This is a genomic window from Arthrobacter sp. NPDC056493 (assembly GCF_042795115.1).
Taxonomy (GTDB): domain Bacteria; phylum Actinomycetota; class Actinomycetes; order Actinomycetales; family Micrococcaceae; genus Arthrobacter.
Map to the genome: position 1 here is coordinate 28,088 of NZ_JBHTSL010000047.1, position 16,979 is coordinate 45,066.

The 16,979-nt window shown below is 66.6% G+C and carries 18 protein-coding genes; 13 read left to right on the plus strand and 5 right to left on the minus strand.

Annotated features, from left to right (window positions below; translation table 11 throughout):
• The first annotated feature begins 146 nt into the window (after nt 1-146).
• From ACFQ50_RS17455 to ACFQ50_RS17505, 11 genes are all read left to right on the plus strand, one after another.
• Nucleotides 147-1,328 carry a sensor histidine kinase gene (locus ACFQ50_RS17455; protein ID WP_377996908.1) on the plus strand — a complete coding sequence of 394 codons (1,182 nt, stop codon included), beginning with the start codon at nt 147-149 and terminating at the stop codon, nt 1,326-1,328.
• Entirely contained in the window at nt 1,325-1,990 is a 666-nt protein-coding gene (locus ACFQ50_RS17460; RefSeq protein WP_377996909.1) for a response regulator, read from the plus strand. Before ACFQ50_RS17455 ends, ACFQ50_RS17460 begins: the two co-directional genes overlap by 4 nt.
• A gap of 280 nt (nt 1,991-2,270) precedes the next feature.
• Entirely contained in the window at nt 2,271-2,591 is a 321-nt protein-coding gene (locus tag ACFQ50_RS17465; RefSeq protein ID WP_377996910.1) for an SHOCT domain-containing protein, read from the plus strand.
• A gap of 242 nt (nt 2,592-2,833) precedes the next feature.
• Nucleotides 2,834-3,748: an ABC transporter ATP-binding protein gene (locus tag ACFQ50_RS17470; protein WP_377996922.1), complete on the plus strand. Its 915-nt coding sequence runs from the start codon at nt 2,834-2,836 to the stop codon at nt 3,746-3,748.
• 100 nt (nt 3,749-3,848) lie between these two features.
• A complete protein-coding gene (locus ACFQ50_RS17475) occupies nt 3,849-4,667 on the plus strand; it encodes an ABC transporter permease (protein ID WP_377996923.1) in 819 nt (272 codons plus the stop codon).
• Nucleotides 4,664-5,497 carry an ABC transporter permease gene (locus ACFQ50_RS17480; protein ID WP_377996911.1) on the plus strand — a complete coding sequence of 278 codons (834 nt, stop codon included), beginning with the start codon at nt 4,664-4,666 and terminating at the stop codon, nt 5,495-5,497. Before ACFQ50_RS17475 ends, ACFQ50_RS17480 begins: the two co-directional genes overlap by 4 nt.
• A gap of 78 nt (nt 5,498-5,575) precedes the next feature.
• On the plus strand, nt 5,576-6,139 hold the full coding sequence (locus ACFQ50_RS17485; RefSeq protein ID WP_377996912.1) for a hypothetical protein: 564 nt from the start codon (nt 5,576-5,578) through the stop codon (nt 6,137-6,139).
• 10 nt (nt 6,140-6,149) lie between these two features.
• Nucleotides 6,150-6,983, plus strand: a complete 834-nt coding sequence (locus ACFQ50_RS17490) for an exodeoxyribonuclease III (protein WP_377996913.1) — start codon at nt 6,150-6,152, stop codon at nt 6,981-6,983.
• Nucleotides 6,984-7,001: 18 nt separating this feature from the next.
• Nucleotides 7,002-8,087 carry a tryptophan--tRNA ligase gene (gene trpS, locus ACFQ50_RS17495; protein ID WP_377996914.1) on the plus strand — a complete coding sequence of 362 codons (1,086 nt, stop codon included), beginning with the start codon at nt 7,002-7,004 and terminating at the stop codon, nt 8,085-8,087.
• A 4-nt stretch (nt 8,088-8,091) separates the two neighbouring features.
• On the plus strand, nt 8,092-8,700 hold the full coding sequence (locus ACFQ50_RS17500; protein WP_377996915.1) for a 2'-5' RNA ligase family protein: 609 nt from the start codon (nt 8,092-8,094) through the stop codon (nt 8,698-8,700).
• Nucleotides 8,701-8,788: 88 nt separating this feature from the next.
• The gene (locus ACFQ50_RS17505; RefSeq protein ID WP_377996924.1) at nt 8,789-9,802 is read left to right on the plus strand and encodes a YihY/virulence factor BrkB family protein; all 1,014 of its coding nucleotides are present in this window, start codon (nt 8,789-8,791) and stop codon (nt 9,800-9,802) included.
• Here ACFQ50_RS17505 and ACFQ50_RS17510 read toward each other — a convergent pair.
• The 5 genes from ACFQ50_RS17510 to sdhC all read right to left on the minus strand — a co-directional run bounded on the left by ACFQ50_RS17510 (nt 9,759) and on the right by sdhC (nt 14,220).
• Nucleotides 9,759-10,529, minus strand: a complete 771-nt coding sequence (locus tag ACFQ50_RS17510; RefSeq protein WP_377996916.1) for an alpha/beta hydrolase family protein — start codon at nt 10,527-10,529, stop codon at nt 9,759-9,761. The genes ACFQ50_RS17505 and ACFQ50_RS17510 overlap by 44 nt on opposite strands.
• Nucleotides 10,530-10,653: 124 nt before the next feature.
• Nucleotides 10,654-11,436, minus strand: a complete 783-nt coding sequence (locus tag ACFQ50_RS17515) for a succinate dehydrogenase iron-sulfur subunit (protein ID WP_306921628.1) — start codon at nt 11,434-11,436, stop codon at nt 10,654-10,656.
• Between the two features lies 1 nt (nt 11,437).
• The gene (gene sdhA, locus ACFQ50_RS17520) at nt 11,438-13,240 is read right to left on the minus strand and encodes a succinate dehydrogenase flavoprotein subunit (RefSeq protein ID WP_377996917.1); all 1,803 of its coding nucleotides are present in this window, start codon (nt 13,238-13,240) and stop codon (nt 11,438-11,440) included.
• Nucleotides 13,241-13,344: 104 nt separating this feature from the next.
• On the minus strand, nt 13,345-13,836 hold the full coding sequence (locus ACFQ50_RS17525; protein ID WP_377996918.1) for a succinate dehydrogenase hydrophobic membrane anchor subunit: 492 nt from the start codon (nt 13,834-13,836) through the stop codon (nt 13,345-13,347).
• Between the two features lie 3 nt (nt 13,837-13,839).
• Nucleotides 13,840-14,220, minus strand: a complete 381-nt coding sequence (sdhC, locus tag ACFQ50_RS17530; RefSeq protein ID WP_076798412.1) for a succinate dehydrogenase, cytochrome b556 subunit — start codon at nt 14,218-14,220, stop codon at nt 13,840-13,842.
• A 257-nt stretch (nt 14,221-14,477) separates the two neighbouring features.
• Here sdhC and ACFQ50_RS17535 point away from each other — a divergent pair, with 257 nt between their 5' ends.
• Together ACFQ50_RS17535 and ACFQ50_RS17540 are read left to right on the plus strand one after the other, a co-directional pair.
• The gene (locus ACFQ50_RS17535) at nt 14,478-15,611 is read left to right on the plus strand and encodes a mannose-1-phosphate guanylyltransferase (protein ID WP_377996919.1); all 1,134 of its coding nucleotides are present in this window, start codon (nt 14,478-14,480) and stop codon (nt 15,609-15,611) included.
• Nucleotides 15,612-15,687: 76 nt separating this feature from the next.
• Nucleotides 15,688-16,887 (plus strand): amidohydrolase, encoded by a 1,200-nt coding sequence (locus ACFQ50_RS17540; protein ID WP_377996920.1) that lies wholly within the window; start codon nt 15,688-15,690, stop codon nt 16,885-16,887.
• The last annotated feature ends 92 nt before the right edge of the window (nt 16,888-16,979 follow it).

The following is a 16,979-nucleotide window of genomic DNA, read 5'->3' on the forward strand; positions in this document are numbered from 1 at the left end:
GGGGTTTTTTTTTTTTTATACGCCCGTGGGCCGGGGGCGGTGGTTGGGTGGTTGGGGGGGGGGTGGGCCCCATCCCCCCGGCGGCGGCGCCCCCCTACGCCGTTAAGCCGACGACGCGTGCGGCCTTCCCGGCTAGGCTCGGACGTATGCAGCGCCGATTCCGGGGACCGCCCACAGCAGCCATCGTGGTTGCCGTGGCCATCTTCGAGGTGGTAGGCACCGTGTTCGCCTCCGCCCGCCAGCCGGACCACCGGCCGCTGGATGCCCTCGCGGTCGTCCTGCTGCTGGCTGGACCGGCCTCCCTGTCCCTGCGGCGCCGCGCCCCGCTGGTGATGCTTCCGGCCGCGGGGGCGTCCGTCGGGGCGTATCTGGCCGTTGGCTACGCGTGGGGTCCGGTGTTCCTGTCGCTGGCGCTGGCGATCGTGCTCTCCGCCGCGGCCGGGAAGCGCTGGCAGACCTGGGCCGTGGCCGGTGCCTGTGCAGCCGTGCTGGTGGCCGGCGCGGCGGTCAGCGGCGACGAGTTCGCCCTGGTCCGGGCCTTCGCCGGCACCTCGTGGCTGGCCATTCTCGTGCTGATGGGGGAGGGCGTGCGGCTGCGTACCGAGCGGGTGGCGGAACGGCACCGCCAGCACGAGGCCCGCGAGCAGGCGGCCCGCGACGAGTACCGGCTGGCCCTCGCCCGGGACATCCACGACGTCGTTGCGCATTCCCTGTCGCTCATTAACGTCCGAGCTTCCGTGGCGCTGCACCTCGGAGAGAGGGACCCTGACCAGTTCCGCCCCGCGCTGGAAGCCATCAAGGCAGCGAGCAAGGATTCGCTGGCCGAGATCCGCCAGCTCCTGGGCGTGCTCCGCGAGGACGCCCCGCTGAGCCCCGCGCCCCCTCCGCGGCTGGACAGGGTTCCGGGGCTCGCCGATGACGCCCGCCGGGCGGGGCTCGAGGTCAGCCTGACCCTGCCGGAGGCAGCCAGCGTGCAGCAGCTTCCGGATGCCGTCCAGGAAGCTGCGTACCGGATCGTCCAGGAAGCCCTGACCAACGTGGTGCGGCATTCCGGCGCCCGGAAGGCCGCCGTCGTCCTTGCCCTGGAGGGTACGACGGCGGTGGGGAACCCCGGAGGACAGCTCACCGTGACCGTTGACGACGACGGCGCCGGGGCCGCCGGAGTGCCGGAAGGCAACGGGGTGACGGGGATGCGGGAGAGGACGGTCGCCGTGGGCGGTTCGCTGAACCTTACTCCGCTGCGTCCGGGCTGGCGTGTGCGGGCCGTGATGCCGGTGGCCCCGCGGCTGGCCGGACCAGTCCCCGGAGCAGACCGGGAGGCGCGGTGATCCGCATCCTGCTGGCCGACGACCAGACACTCATCCGCGCCGGCTTCCGTGCCCTCCTGAACGCAGAACCGGACATGGAGGTGGTGGCCGAGTGCGGAACCGGCCAAGACGCCGTCCGCCTCGCGGTCCGGGAGCGCCCCGACGTGGTGCTGATGGACATCCGGATGCCCGGGACGGACGGGCTGGAGGCCACCCGGAAAATCATGGCGGACCAAGGCCTAGCCGGCACTCGCATCATCATCCTCACCACCTTCGAACTGGACGAATACATCGCTGAGGCGGTGCGCGCCGGGGCGGCAGGGTTCCTGGTGAAGGACACCGAACCCGAGGAGCTGCTCCGCGCCGTCCGGGTGGTCTACGACGGCGACGCGCTGCTCTCGCCTTCCGTCACCCGGCGCATCATGGCCCAGCTGGCCCTGCAGTCCCGGGCGACGGCGGCTCCGGTGCCGCTGGAGAACATCACCGAGCGTGAGCGTGAAGTCCTGGGTCTCGTGGGCGAGGGCCTGAACAACGCGGAGATCGCGGAGCGGCTGGTGATCACGCCCCTCACGGCGAAGACACACGTCTCGCGCATCATGACCAAGCTGCTGGTCCGCGACCGCGCACAGCTGGTGGTGCTGGCCTACGAATCGGGCCTCGTGCGGCCCGGCTGGGCCGGCTAGGGCAGCAGATCCGGCTGGGGCGGCAGCAATGGCCCTAACCCGACGCTCTCTGACATCCTGCCGATTCCTCGGCGATCCTCTTTCACTAGGTACGACCGCAGTGTGGTCAGGCCGGCAGGGAGTGAGAGAGGGTCTGACTTCAGCGGCAGGGGCCGGACTCCCGGCGGAGTACGCGGGGCACCCAAGGTGACTCCCGGCGTCGGATGACCCGCCGCCGTCGGACGGCCAGACTCGAAACAGAGCCGAAGGACGGCCCTTACCGAGATTTTGGGAGCATGACATGACTTCATCCCTAGCCGCCACTTTCGCGGTCCAGTCCGCGCAGTTGCTGACCGATCCCGTAGCCCACGGCCCGTGGGGCACAGGATTCTCGCCATGGTTCCTGCTGTTCCCGCTGTTCTGGATCCTGGTGATCGGACTGTTCATCTTCATTGCCCGGCGTACCTGGCGCAGGAACCACGAGTGGGCCACGGCCCGCGGCGGCGAAAGCGTCCTGCGTGAGCGCTACGCGCGCGGCGAGATCGACGAGACCGAGTACCGCCAGCGCCTGGAGGTCCTGCGGGGGGACTCGCAGGGGAACTCTCGAGGGAACCGCAGGTAACGCCAACCGCAACGCGAGGTCAGATATCGCCCTCGACATCGGGCTAAAAGTGACCCCGCGTTGCTGTTCGGGGTTTTTGAGACTTAGCTATTCCTTTGGCCTGCGCCGCGTACTAGCGTGGTGGGGTGCCCGAACTCCATTCCGCCGAAGGAACGTCCAAGAAGCCTGTGCCCGCTAACGAGACAGGGCCCGAGAAAGAAACAGGGCCCGAGAAAGAAACAGGGCCCACCCCGCCGCGGTACGTGATTACCGCCGAGAACCTGACCAAGACCTACGGCGACGTCACCGCCGTCGACGGCATTTCCTTCAGCGTTCCGGCAGGGGAGTCCTTCGGACTGCTCGGGCCCAACGGCGCCGGGAAATCCACCACCATGAAAATGATCGGCGGAGTGTCCCAGCGGACCTCCGGAAACCTGACCATCATGGGGCTGGACCCCGAGCAGAACGGACCCGAGGTGCGCGCGCACCTGGGCGTGGTGCCGCAGCAGGACAACCTGGACGAGGAACTCAAGGTCCGGGACAACCTGCTGGTCTACGGCCGCTACTTCGGGCTGCCCATGAGCTACCTCAGGCCCAAGGCGGACGAGCTGCTCGAATTCGCACAGCTGACGGACAAGGCCAAGTCCAAGGTGGATGCCCTGTCCGGCGGCATGAAGCGCCGCCTCACCATCGCGCGCTCGCTCATCAACGAGCCCCGCATCCTGCTGCTCGACGAGCCCACCACCGGACTGGACCCGCAGGCGCGGCACATCCTGTGGGACCGGCTGTTCCGTTTGAAGGAGCAGGGCGTCACGCTGATCCTCACCACCCACTACATGGATGAGGCCGAGCAGCTCTGCGACCGGCTGATCGTGGTGGACAAGGGCCGGATTATGGCGGAGGGCTCGCCGGCATCGCTCATCAGGGACTACTCCACCCGCGAAGTCCTGGAACTGCGGTTCGGTTCCGAGCGCAACGCCAGCATCGGCGCCGAGCTCGAGGGCATCGGCGAACGCCTGGAGACGCTCCCGGACCGGGTGCTCATCTACACGCACGACGGCGAGGCGGCATTGGAGGAAGTCTCCGCGCGCGGACTGCGCCCACTCACCTCGCTGGTGCGCAGGTCTTCGCTGGAGGACGTGTTCCTCCGGCTTACCGGCAGGAGCCTCGTTGACTGAGCCGTCGCCTGCTGTCCCGGCCAGCGGGCGTGCCGGCGGCGACGCCCCCGGGCCCACCGCCGTCGGGAATCCACCGGAAAGCACGACGGCGGGACTCGCCTTGCGCGCCCACCCTCCCGAGGTGTCGGCTGCCAAGGCGCGGCGCTGGGGCGCCTTCTACTACGCAGAGCAGGTCCTGCGCGTCATGAAGGGCTACGGCTGGTCCATCTTCCTGTACAGCGTGGGCCAGCCGGCGGCGTACCTGTTCGCGATGGGCGTCGGCCTGGCAACGCTGGTGGACACCAACAGTGCCTCCGCGTTCGGCGGGGTCAGTTACATCGCCTTCATCGCGCCGGCACTGCTCGTCTCCGCCGCGGTCATGACCGCAGCCAACGAATTCACATTCCCGGTGATGGACGGCTTCAAATGGCGCCGCGTCTACTACGGCCCGCACGCCTCCCCGCTGACCCCGGAACAGATCGCGGCCGGCCAGATCGTCGCGGTGACCCTGCGGTTCCTGCTGCAGTCCGTCATCTACTTCGTCATCGTGGCCATGTTCGGCGCATCACCGAGCAGCTGGGGCTGGGGCTCGGTGCTGGTGGCAACTCTGGCCGGGCTCTCGTTCGGCCTGCCGCTCATGGCGTACGCGGCCTCTGTCAAGGAGGACAAAGGCCAGTTCGCCATGGTGATGCGGTTCATCGTCATGCCGCTGTTCCTGTTCTCCGGCACGTTCTTCCCACTGGACACACTGCCCGTGCTGGTCCGCTGGATCGGCTGGATCTCGCCCATCTGGCACGGCACGGAGCTGGGCCGGGTGATGACCTTCGGCTACGACGAATCCCCGGTGCTGACCATCATCCATGTCGTGTTCCTGCTGGCCCTGGCCTGGTTCGGCTGGGTCCTCACCAAGCGCCAATTCGTCAGGAGGATGGGGCAGTGACAGTCCTGACCCAGGGCCACGCCGTCACGGAGGAAGCCCGGAACCGGCGCTTCGGCCCGCTGTACTCACGGAACGCGCGCGCGGTGATCGGGCGCGGGCTGATGGCCACCAAGAGCAGCAACTGGCTGGTCATGCTGTCCGGGTTCTTCGAGCCGGTGCTGTTCCTGATTTCCATGGGTGTCGGCATGGGCGCCGTGGTGGGCTCCGTCTCCGGTCCGGGCGGCCAGGAGATCAGCTACGCAGCGTACATCGCACCGGCGCTGCTGGCGGTCTCGGCCATGAACGGGGCGGTGTACGACTCCACCTGGAATGTCTTCTTCAAGATGAACTTCGCCAAGCTCTACCAGGGGATGCTGTACACCTCCTTGGGGCCCCTTGACGTGGCCATCGGCGAGATCTTCCTGGCCCTGCTGCGCGGCCTGCTGTACGCCACCGGGTTCACGGCGGTCATGGGGCTGATGGGGCTCATCACAACCCCGTGGGCGCTGCTGATGATTCCGGCCTCCGTGCTGATCGCGTTCGGGTTCGCCAGCTTCGGCATGGGCATCACGAGCTTCATGAAGACCTTCCAGCAGATGGACTGGGTGAACTTCATCATGCTGCCGATGTTCCTCTTCAGCGCCACCTTCTATCCGCTGAGCGTCTACCCCGAGTACATCCAGTGGCTGATCCAGGCCATGCCGCTGTGGCACGGGGTGGAGCTTCTGCGGCAGATCAGCGCCGCCTCCTTCACACCGGCCACTGCCATCCACGTGGGCTACTACCTGGTCATGATCGTGCTGGGCCTCATGCTCACCACGGGCAGGCTGCGGAGCCTGTTCCTGAAGTAGGTGCTGTTCGCCACCGGCGGGTGTTCGCCGCCGGTGGAAGCGTCCTGGGGCGCCCCCGGGATTTGAGAGAATGGCTTCATGCAATCTCTGGGCAGCTCCAAGTCGTCATCCACCCCGGGCCGGGGCGGATTCTCCATGTTCCGCATCAGCGGTCCGGGCCTGCTGGTCCTGGTCACCGCCTTCCTGGTGGCCGTGATCTTCGCCGCCAACCAGAACGACGTCGTCGGCTGGGTTGTCGCGGTCATCGCGCTGTTCTGGCTGGCGCTAGCCTCCTTCGTGGTTTTCAGCATCCAGCGGGCGGCCAAGAAGGCCGGCGCCAAGATCAATGAGGCGCACAACGCGTTCAACGCCGCCACCGGCCGCGCGCCTTCCACCGCCTCGGCCGACCACGGCGGAACCCGCCTGGTGCGCGAACGCAGTGAAGCGGAGGAACTCCGGGACATGAAGCTGGACCACTCCTTCAAGATCGTGCAGGTGCAGGTGCGCGTGGTGGAGCAGGAGCGTGCCAAGGGTGCAGCCGCGGACCAGGACACCATCCGCCGCGCCCTCGAGACCATCGAGATCACCGCCACCAACGCCCGTGACATGATCAAGTCCTCCGGCGGCTCCGGCGAGCCCGTGGCCGGAACCATCATCGACTAGAGTGGAACGGGTGAGCTCGGCATTGAAGAAGGACCACCTTCGCATCGCAACAGTCAACGTCAACGGCCTCCGCGCTGCCTACAAAAAGGGCATGGCCGAGTGGCTCGCGACCCGCGAAGTGGACATCCTGACCCTGCAGGAAGTGCGCGCGCCTGACGCCATTGTCCGCCAGCTCATCGGCGAAGGGTGGCACATCCTGCACGCCGAAGCCGAGGCCAAGGGCCGCGCCGGCGTGGCCATCGCCTCCCGCGAGGAGCCCCTCGTCACCCGCGACCACATTGGCGACGACTACTTCGCCACGGCCGGCCGTTGGGTGGAGGCGGATTTCCGGGTCCGCGACGCCGAAGGCAACGCGTCGCAGCTGACCGTCGTGAGCGCCTACGTGCACTCCGGCGAGGCCGGCACCCCCAAGCAGGAGGACAAGTACCGCTTCCTGGATGTCATGAGCACCCGTCTGCCCGAGCTCACCAAACACAGCGACCACGCCCTGGTCACCGGTGACCTGAACGTGGGCCACAGCGAGCTGGACATCAAGAACTGGAAGGGCAACGTCAAGCGTGCCGGCTTCCTGCCGGAGGAGCGCGCCTACTTTGACCGCTTCTTCGGTGCGGAGATCGGCTGGAAGGATGTTCACAGGGGCCTGGCGGGCAGCGTCAACGGCCCCTACACCTGGTGGTCTCAGCGCGGCCAGGCCTTCGACAACGACACCGGCTGGCGCATCGACTACCACCTGGCCACCCCCGCCCTCGCGGCCGCCGCAGTGCAGGCCGTCGTGGACCGGGCGCCGTCGTGGGACACCCGCTTCTCTGACCATGCCCCGCTGGTAGTGGACTACCGGCTCTAGTTCCAAAGGCTCCGACGAATGACCTCCACTTCCACCGTGACCGACGCAGCTGCGCAGCCCGAAGCAGCCAACGGAACCCAGCCGGCCGCCGGTATCCGGCACCGCATCCTGTCCGGCATGCAGCCCTCCGCCGATTCCCTGCACCTTGGCAACTATCTTGGCGCCCTCGTGAACTGGGTGCGGATGCAGGATGAGTACGACGCAATCTTCTTTATCCCGGACCTGCACGCCATCACCGTTCCGCAGGACCCGGCCGAGCTGGCCCGGCGGACGCGGGTCACGGCGGCGCAGTACATCGCCGGGGGCGTGGACGTGGACAAGTGCACGCTGTTCGTCCAGTCCCAGGTGCCCGAACACGCCCAGCTGGCCTGGGTGCTGAACTGCATCACGGGCTTCGGCGAAGCGTCCCGCATGACGCAGTTCAAGGACAAGGCCCACAAGCAGGGCTCCGAGCACGCCAGCGTTGGTCTGTTCACCTACCCGATCCTGCAGGCCGCGGACATCCTGCTCTACCAGCCGCACGGCGTCCCCGTCGGCGAGGACCAGCGCCAGCACGTCGAGCTCAGCCGCGACCTCGCTGCACGCTTCAACACCCGCTTCGGCGAGACCTTTACCGTGCCCAAGCCCTTCATCCAGAAGGAGTCGGCGAAGATCTACGACCTGCAGAACCCCACCGCCAAGATGTCCAAGTCCGCGGAATCACCCGCCGGCCTGATCAATCTGCTCGACGAGCCCAAGGTCACGGCCAAGCGGATCAAGTCGGCGGTCACGGACACTGAGACGGAGATCCGCTTCGACCGGGAAACCAAGCCCGGCGTGTCCAACCTGCTGACAATCTACTCGGCCATCACCGGGAAGTCTGTGGACGCCCTCGTTGGCGAATACCAGGGCAAGATGTACGGCCACCTCAAGGTGGACCTCGCCGAAGTGGTGACCGAGCGGCTGACGCCGATCCGGGACCGGGCCAACGAACTGCTGGCGGACCCGGCGGAGCTGGACCGGCTGCTGGCCCACGGCGCCGACAAGGCCCGCGCAATCGCCTCCACCACCCTCCAGGACGTCTACGCCAAGACTGGCTTCCTGCCGTATGCCGGAGCCCGCTAGCGAAATGCCGGCCCCCAAGCCCGCCAACAGCGGAGTCAGCGACGGAATGAGCCTCGGGGTTATTCTGGGCTTTCCGCCTGAAATCGCCGAGGAACTCCAGCGGTGGCGGGCATCTTTCGGGGACCCCATGGCCACCGTCATTCCGGCTCACATCACCCTCGTCACCACCACGCCCACGCATGACTGGGAAGCTGCCCGCGACCACGTGCGCGAGGTGGCCCGGACGCAGGTCCCGTTCATGGTGACCATCTGCGGAACGGGGTCCTTCCGGCCCGTTTCCCCGGTAGTGTTCATCAACGTGGAGGACGGCTTCCAGGAATGCGTCGACCTGCACGAAAAGCTACAGACCGGACCGCTCGAACGTGAGCTGCCGTTTGCCTACCATCCCCATGTGACCATCGCCCACGACGTCGCACCGGAAAGCCTCGATGAGGCCGAAACGGTGCTGAAGGACTACAGGGCAACCTTCCCGGTGGTTAGCATGGGACTCTACGAGCACGACACCGATGGTATTTGGCAGCTACGGGAAGAGCTTGACTTTGGTACCGAACCAGACGATGAACGGGACGCCCTCCGAGCAACAAACGCCGACGGAGCCACCGCTCCCCACTGAGCGTGCGAAGTTGAAGCTTGAGGTCATCCGCAAGCAGGTGGTGTGGGGCAAGGCCCGCCGGTCCGGCCAGGGGGCGTTGCCCCAGGTCATGGCCCTGGTCCAGTGGCTGCAGGCCAGGCTGAACGCCTTCCGCCCGATGCGGGCGTGGCAGCACTACACACGCCAGCACGGCCCGCTGATGAGCGCGGGCACCGGCTTCAACATGTTCTTCTCCATCACCGGCCTGCTGACCACCGGCTTCTCCATCGCGGGGCTGGCGCTCCGCGGCCAGCCTGCACTCCTGGACCGGATCGTTGCCAGCGTGGCCGAAAGTGCCCCGGGCCTGTTAAAGGTCGACGGCGGTGACGGGCTGGTGGATCCGAAGGACCTCCTGAACCCCGACGGTCTCGGCTGGACGGCAGTCATTGCCGCCATCGTCACCGTCATCACGTCCCTGGGCTGGATCGCCGGCCTGCGGGAGGGGCTCCGGGGAGTCATGATGCTCGGCCCGCTCAAGCTCAATCCCGTGATCATGAAACTGCACGACGCCGGAACACTGCTGCTGCTCGGCACCGCCCTGGTCATCAGCTCGGGTGCGTCCCTCGTGTTCGGCACCGCCGCGGGCTGGGCGATGGAGCAGCTCCGCCTGGACCCCGCCGTGGCAGGGCCGCTGGCGGCCCTGATCAAGATCGCCGTGCCGCTGGTCCTGAATTGGATCACCGCGCTCATCATGTTCCGCCTGGCCGGCGGGCTCAGGCTCTCCCGGCAGGCGCTGCTGGAAGGAACGATCCTCGCGGGGGTGGGCACCACAGTCCTGCAGGTCTTCAGCACCGAACTGCTGGCGGGCGCCGGACGCAACCCCATCCTGGCTCCCTTCGCCATCATCATCGGGCTGCTGATCTGGTTCAACCTGGTCAGCCAGGTCTATCTTGTTTCCGCGTCCTGGTCGGCCATCCGTGAGGAGGACCTGAAGGCCGCTCCGGCTGCCAAAACCGCCGGCTGGGGGTCACGCCAGGTGCAGCCCGGAAAGACGCCCGTGGAGCGGCACCACCCGGCGGAGCATCCGCGCCCCGTGGGCGTCAGCGTCCGGCGTCGAGGTATTGGTCGGCCCACGCCGCGATAATCTTCGCGGCCCGCGCCGCCTGCCCCTTGCCGGTCAGCAGGTGGTCGCTGCCCTCCAGCGAGACGAAGTTCCGCGGGTGGCGGGCGGTCTGGAAGATCGTGCTGGCGTTCTCGATGCCCACGGTGTTGTCCGTGGGGGAGTGCAGGACCATCAGGGGCTTGTGCAGCCGCCGGATGCAGTCCGTGAGGTCGGCGTTCTCGAGGTCCTCCACGAAGTGCCGACGGATCTCCACCCGCTTGCCGCCGAGGTCCACCTCGGCGCTGCCCTCGCTCAGGATCTTGTCCAGGGCCGCGTCGAAGACGTGCGCAACATGTTTGGGGGAGAAGGGCGCACCCACCGTGGCGACGGCATCGACCTCAGCGATTTCGGACGCGGCCGCAAGAACGGCGGCGCCGCCGAAGGAATGCCCCACCAGCAGCGAGATGGCACGGCCCTCCGCCCGCATGTACTCCGCCGCCCGGACCGTGTCCGCCACCTTGTGGCTGAAGGAGCCCGCGGACCACTGCCCGGCGGAGCCGCCGAGGCCCACGTTGTCGAAGCGGAGCATGCCGATCCCGTTGTCCGCCAGCGCCTTGCACATCCGGGACGCCGCGGGGCTGTCCTTGCCCAGCGTGAAGCCGTGCGAAAAGACGCCCCAGCCCTTCACCGGGCCTTCCGGCACATCGAGGATGCCGGACAACAGTTCGCCGGTGGTGCCTTCGAACGAAACTTTTTCGGAGCGGTGCATCTGTTCATTCCCTGGTGGTTGATACGAACGGCTTGGTTGGAGAAACAACGACGGCGCCGCCCACCGTACGTTTCCGCATGTGGTGAGCGACGCCGTCGTACTCTTTTGTCCGCTTAGAGCGGGCTCAGATCTTGCGGGCCAGAATGGCCTGCTTGACCTCTGCAATGGCCTGCGTGACCTGGATGCCGCGGGGGCATGCCTCGGAGCAGTTGAAGGTGGTGCGGCAGCGCCACACGCCTTCCTTGTCGTTGAGGATCTCCAGGCGCATGTCGCCGGCGTCGTCACGGGAGTCGAAGATGAAGCGGTGGGCGTTCACGATCGCTGCCGGGCCGAAGTACTGGCCGTCGGTCCAGAACACGGGGCAGGACGACGTGCACGCGGCGCACAGGATGCACTTGGTGGTGTCGTCGAAGCGCTCACGGTCCTCGGCGGACTGCAGGCGTTCCTTCGTGGGCTCGTGGCCCTTGTTGATGAGGAACGGCATGACTTCGCGGAAGGACTGGAAGAACGGCTCCATGTCCACAATCAGGTCCTTCTCCACCGGCAGGCCCTTGATGGGCTCAACGGTGATGGGCTTGGACGTGTCCAGGTCCTTCAGCAGGGTCTTGCAGGCGAGGCGGTTGCGGCCGTTGATGCGCATGGCATCGGAACCGCAGACGCCGTGGGCGCAGGAGCGGCGGAAGGAGACGCTGCCGTCCACTTCCCACTTGATCTTGTGCAGGGCGTCCAGCACGCGGTCCGTGCCGTACATGGTCAGCTTGAAGTCGTCCCAGCGGGCTTCGGCGGAAACCTCGGGGTCGTAGCGGCGGACGCGCAGGGTGATGTCGAACGTCGGGATTTCCCCGCCGCCGCCAACACCGGCGGGAAGTTCGATCTTGGAGGCTGGCTCAGCAAGTTCAGCGGACATATTAGTACTTCCTCACCATCGGCTCGTAGCGCGTAAAGACAACCGGCTTGGTGGCAAGCCGGACACCGGCGATTGCCTCCTCCGCGGAACCGTCGGCCGGTGCGTGGTCTTCTTTGTACGCCATGGAGTGCTTCATGAATTTTTCGTCGTCGCGGTCCGGGAAGTCCTCGCGGAAGTGGCCGCCGCGGGATTCCTCACGGTGCAGGGCCGCCACGGTCATGACCCGAGCCAGCTCCAGCAGGAAGCCGAGCTCCACGGCCTCGAGCAGGTCCAGGTTGAAGCGCTTGCCCTTGTCCTGGACGCTGATGCGCTGGTACCGCTCCTCGAAGGACTCGATGTCCTTCAGGACCTGGTTCAGCGTGTCTGCCGTGCGGAACACCTGCATGTTGGCGTCCATGGTGTCCTGCAGTTCCTTGCGGATCGCGGCGACCTTTTCGGTGCCGTTCGCGTTGCGGGCCACATCCAGCAGGCGGATGGTGAAGTCTTCCGGGTTCTCCGGCAGTTCCACGAAGTCAGCCGTCTTGGCGTACTCGGCGGCGGCAATGCCGGCGCGCTTGCCGAACACGTTGATGTCCAGCAGGGAGTTGGTGCCCAGACGGTTGGAGCCGTGCACGGACACGCAGGCCACCTCGCCGGCGGCGTAGAGGCCCGGAACCACGGTGTCGTTGTCCTGGAGGACCTCGGTTGTGATGTTCGTCGGGATGCCGCCCATGGCGTAGTGCGCCGTCGGGAAGACCGGGACCGGCTCCGTGTAGGGCTCGACGCCGAGGTAGGTGCGGGCAAACTCGGTAATGTCCGGCAGCTTGGCGTCGATGTGGGCCGGTTCAAGGTGCGTCAGGTCAAGGAGCACGTAATCCTTGTTCGGTCCGCAGCCGCGGCCTTCGCGGACCTCGTTGGCCATGGAGCGGGCCACGATGTCACGCGGGGCGAGGTCCTTAATCGTCGGGGCGTAGCGCTCCATGAAGCGTTCACCCTCGGAGTTACGGAGGATGGCGCCTTCACCGCGGGCGGCCTCGGACAGGAGGATGCCGAGGCCGGCGAGGCCGGTCGGGTGGAACTGGAAGAACTCCATGTCCTCCAGGGGGATGCCGCGGCGGAACGCGATGCCCATGCCGTCACCGGTCAGGGTGTGGGCATTCGAGGTGGTCTTGAAGACCTTGCCGGCGCCGCCGGAGGCGAACACCACGGACTTGGCCTGGAAGACGTGCAGCTCGCCGGAGGCGAGGTCGTAGGACACGACGCCGGCAACGCGCTTCTGCTTGAACGGCGTGCCGTCCTCGCGTACGGCGTCTTCCTCGACCGTCAGGAGGTCCAGGACGTAGTACTCGTTGTAGAACTCAACGTTGTGCTTGACGCAGTTTTGGTACAGGGTCTGGAGGATCATGTGGCCCGTGCGGTCTGCGGCGTAGCAGGCGCGGCGCACCGGAGCCTTGCCGTGGTCACGGGTGTGGCCGCCGAAGCGGCGCTGGTCGATGCGGCCCTCGGGCGTGCGGTTGAACGGCAGGCCCATCTTTTCGAGGTCCAGCACCGCGTCGATGGCCTCCTTGGCCATGACCTCGGCGGCGTCCTGGTCAACCAGGTAGTCGCCGCCCTTGATGGTGTCGAAGGTGTGCCATTCCCAGTTGTCTTCCTCGACATTGGCCAGGGCTGCACACATGCCGCCCTGCGCCGCACCCGTGTGGGAGCGGGTGGGGTACAGCTTGGTCAGTACTGCTGTTCGCGCACGCTGACCGGACTCGATCGCGGCGCGCATCCCGGCGCCACCGGCACCGACGATGACGACGTCGTACTTATGGACCTGCATACCAGACGCTCTTTCTCTCAAAATTCGCAATAAACAGCGGGCGGCCTGGGCCGTCTCCGCACAAAATTGCGGCCCGCCAATGGATGGCGGGCCGCCACGGGATGCTACGCGGGGCAGAAGCCGCCGGGCAGCTGGACGCCGTTGACAACCGGGCACGGGTTGAAGGTGAAGATCACCAGGGTGCCGAGGATGATGATGACGGCGGAGGCTGCGTAGAGGACCATCTTGAGCCAGAAGCGGGTGGAGTCCTTCTCTGCGTAGTCGTTGATGATGGTGCGGACACCGTTGGTGCCGTGCAGCATGGCGAGCCACAGCATGGCCAGGTCCCAGAACTGCCAGAACGGATCTGCCCACTTGCCGGCAACGAAGCCAAAGTCGATGGCGTGGATGCCTTCGCCCACCAAGAGGTTCACGATGAGGTGGCCGAAGATCAGCACAACCAGGACCACGCCGGAGAGGCGCATGAACAGCCAGGCCAGCATTTCGAAGTTGCCGCGAGAGTTGCCGTTGCGGCGGTACTTCGGGGCGATCTTGCCGGACTCGGGCTTGCCGCCGATCTGTCCGCTGCGCGGGGACTGGATCTCAGTTGCAGACATGGCTTAGTGACCTCCGAGCGCGAGGGACAGGTGGCGGATGGCGAAGGCGACCATGGTGACGACCCACAGGCCCAGCACCACCCACAGCATCTGGCGCTGGTACTTGGCGCCCTTCTTCCAGAAGTCGACGGCGATGATCCGCAGGCCGTTGAAGGCGTGGAACACGATCGCTGCGACCAGGCCCGTTTCACCCAGGGCCATCAGCGGGTTCTTGTAGGCACCGATCACGGCGGTGTAGGCCTCAGGCGACACCCTCACCAGTGAGGTGTCCAGCACATGGACCAACAAGAAGAAAAAGATCACTACACCAGTAATGCGGTGTCCAACCCAAGACCACATGCCTTCACGGCCGCGGTACAAGGTGCCAGCTGGTTTCGTCGGCACTGAATAAACCTCCCTGAACACAGCGGCGCTGGCGCGGGATCCACGCCGGGGGGAACGCCTGCTGCGAGAGCACTCGTAGCTCAGGCCTAAATCTAGGCTTCGCTCACAGCTTATTCAATTCAGGCGTTCCTTGCCCGCCACGTACTGTACGGATTTTCGGTTATTTTGAGACAAACACCACATCTGTTGCCACAGTATCCGCAGGCGGCCCGCCGGCGAAAGGCCGCCCTGAGGTGCGTCGGCTAAAGTAGGGCCTGATGAGTAACGACAAAGTGACAAGCCAGGATTCACCTCTCAGCCGTTTTATCGCTGTGATTCCTGCGGGCGGTGTGGGGACCCGCCTCTGGCCTCTGTCACGAGCAGCAGCTCCCAAATTCCTTCACGACCTGACCGGTTCGGGCAGCACGCTTCTGCGTGCCACCTACGACCGCCTTGAACCGCTGGCCGGCAACCGCGTCCTTGTTGTCACTGGCGTTGCGCACCGTGCCGCCGTCTGCCGCCAGCTGCCCGAGGTGCAGGACGGCGACCTCGTGCTCGAGAGCGAACCTAAGGACTCCGGTGCCGCGATCGGCCTGGCCGCAGCCATCCTGCACCAGCGCGATCCGGACGTCATCATGGGCTCCTTTGCCGCGGACCAGGTGATCAGCCCCGACGGTCTCTTCCAGGACGCCGTGCGGGAAGCCATCCACACCGCCGCGGCCGGCAAGATCGTGACCATCGGCATCAAGCCGACCCACCCGTCCACCGGTTTCGGCTACATCCGGTCCGGCAACTCGCTGCACATCCCCGGGGCGCCCAGCGCCCAGGCTGTGGTGGAGTTCGTGGAGAAACCGGACGAGGACGTCGCCCAGCAGTACGTGGACAGCGGCGAGTACGTCTGGAACGCCGGCATGTTCGTGGCGCCCGTTTCCCTCATGCTCAAGCACCTGGAAGCGAACCAGCCGGAGCTTTTCAACGGCCTGCAGGAAATCGCCCAGGCGTGGGACACGCCGCAGCGTGACGAAGTCACCGCGCGTGTCTGGCCCACCCTGCCCAAGATCGCTATCGACTATGCAGTCGCCGAGCCCGCAGCGGCAGCCGGGGACGTCGCCGTCGTACCCGGTTCCTTCCGTTGGGACGACGTCGGCGACTTCGCCTCCGTAGGCCGGCTGAACAGCGCCAAGGAAGTGGACGAGGTGACGGTCCTCGGCGAGGGCGCCCGCGTCTTCACCGAAAACGCCAGCGGCGTGGTGGTCTCGGACACCAAGCGTGTCATCGCCCTGATCGGCATCAAGGACGTCGTCATCGTGGATACCCCGGATGCGCTCCTGGTGACCACCAAGCAGCACTCGCAGCGGGTGAAGCAGGCGGTCGACGCCCTGAAGGCCAGCGGCGACACCGACGTCCTCTAGTTCTCGGGAAAGCAAACAGGCCGTAACGCGGAGAAGGCGATGCCGCTAATCTTTCCGGCCTCGCTACAGTTGAGGTGTGCGCAATTACACTACTGAAGCTGAGCCCACCGCCCTGGTGGGGCCGTGGCTGGAGCCCCTGCTGCCGGAACTGATCGATTTTCGCCGTGACCTGCATGCGCACCCCGAACTGTCCTTCAGGGAATTCCGGACGACGGACAAGCTGGCCGAGCGGCTCGAGGCTGCCGGCCTCGAGCCCCGCCGGCTCGAGGGCACCGGCCTGACCGTTGACATCGGCGAGGGCCCGATCGCCACCGCGCTGCGCGGTGACATCGATGCCCTCCCGATCATCGAGGAAACGGGGCTCCCGTTCGCCTCGAAGAACCACGGCGTCACGCACGCCTGCGGCCACGACGTGCACACCACCACCATGCTGGGCATCGCCCTGGTGCTGCACCGGATGCACCAGGAATCCCCGCTGGGCGGGACCGTGCGCATCATCTTCCAGCCCGCCGAGGAAACCATGCCCGGCGGAGCGCACTCCTGCATCGAGCAGGGAGTGCTGGAAGGCGTGCCCCGCATCCTGGCGCTGCACTGCGACCCGCGCATCGAAGTGGGCAAGATCGGCACCCGCATCGGCGCCATCACCTCGGCGTCAGACACCATCCGGATTGAACTTTCCGGCCGCGGCGGCCACACCTCGCGCCCGCACCTGACCGAGGAGCTTGTTTTCGCGCTTGCGCAGATTGCCGTGAACGTGCCGGCCGTCCTGTCCCGCCGGGTGGACGTCCGCAGTGGCGTTTCGGTGGTGTGGGGGCACATCTCCGCCGGGTCGGCGCCCAACGCCATCCCCGGCACCGGGTACATGGCCGGAACCATGCGCTGCCTGGACCGCGATGCCTGGCACAGCGCCGGCGAACTGCTGGACGAAGTGGTGCACCAGGTGGCTGCGCCCTACGGCGTGGACGTGCGGCTGGAGCACACCCGGGGCGTTCCTCCCGTGGTCAACTCCGAACATGAGACGGCGCTGATCGAGGCTGCTGCGCGTGCCGAGATCGGCGAGGGCGCAGTGGTGCTGACGCCGCAGTCCATGGGCGGGGAGGACTTCGCCTGGTTCCTGGCCGAACTGCCCGGCGCCATGATGCGTCTCGGTACCAAGACCCCCGGCGGCGAGGAGTACGACCTGCACCGCGGCGACTACATCCTGGACGAGCGGGCCCTCGGCCTCGGCATCCAGGTCCTCACCGCCGCAGCGCTCCGCACCATCCGCGACCTCTAGCCCGCACAGCAGGCGCGAACGAACACTTAAGCCCCGCCCCCTCAGCGCGAACGCACACTTAAGCCCCGGACTCCGGGGCTTAAGTGTACGTT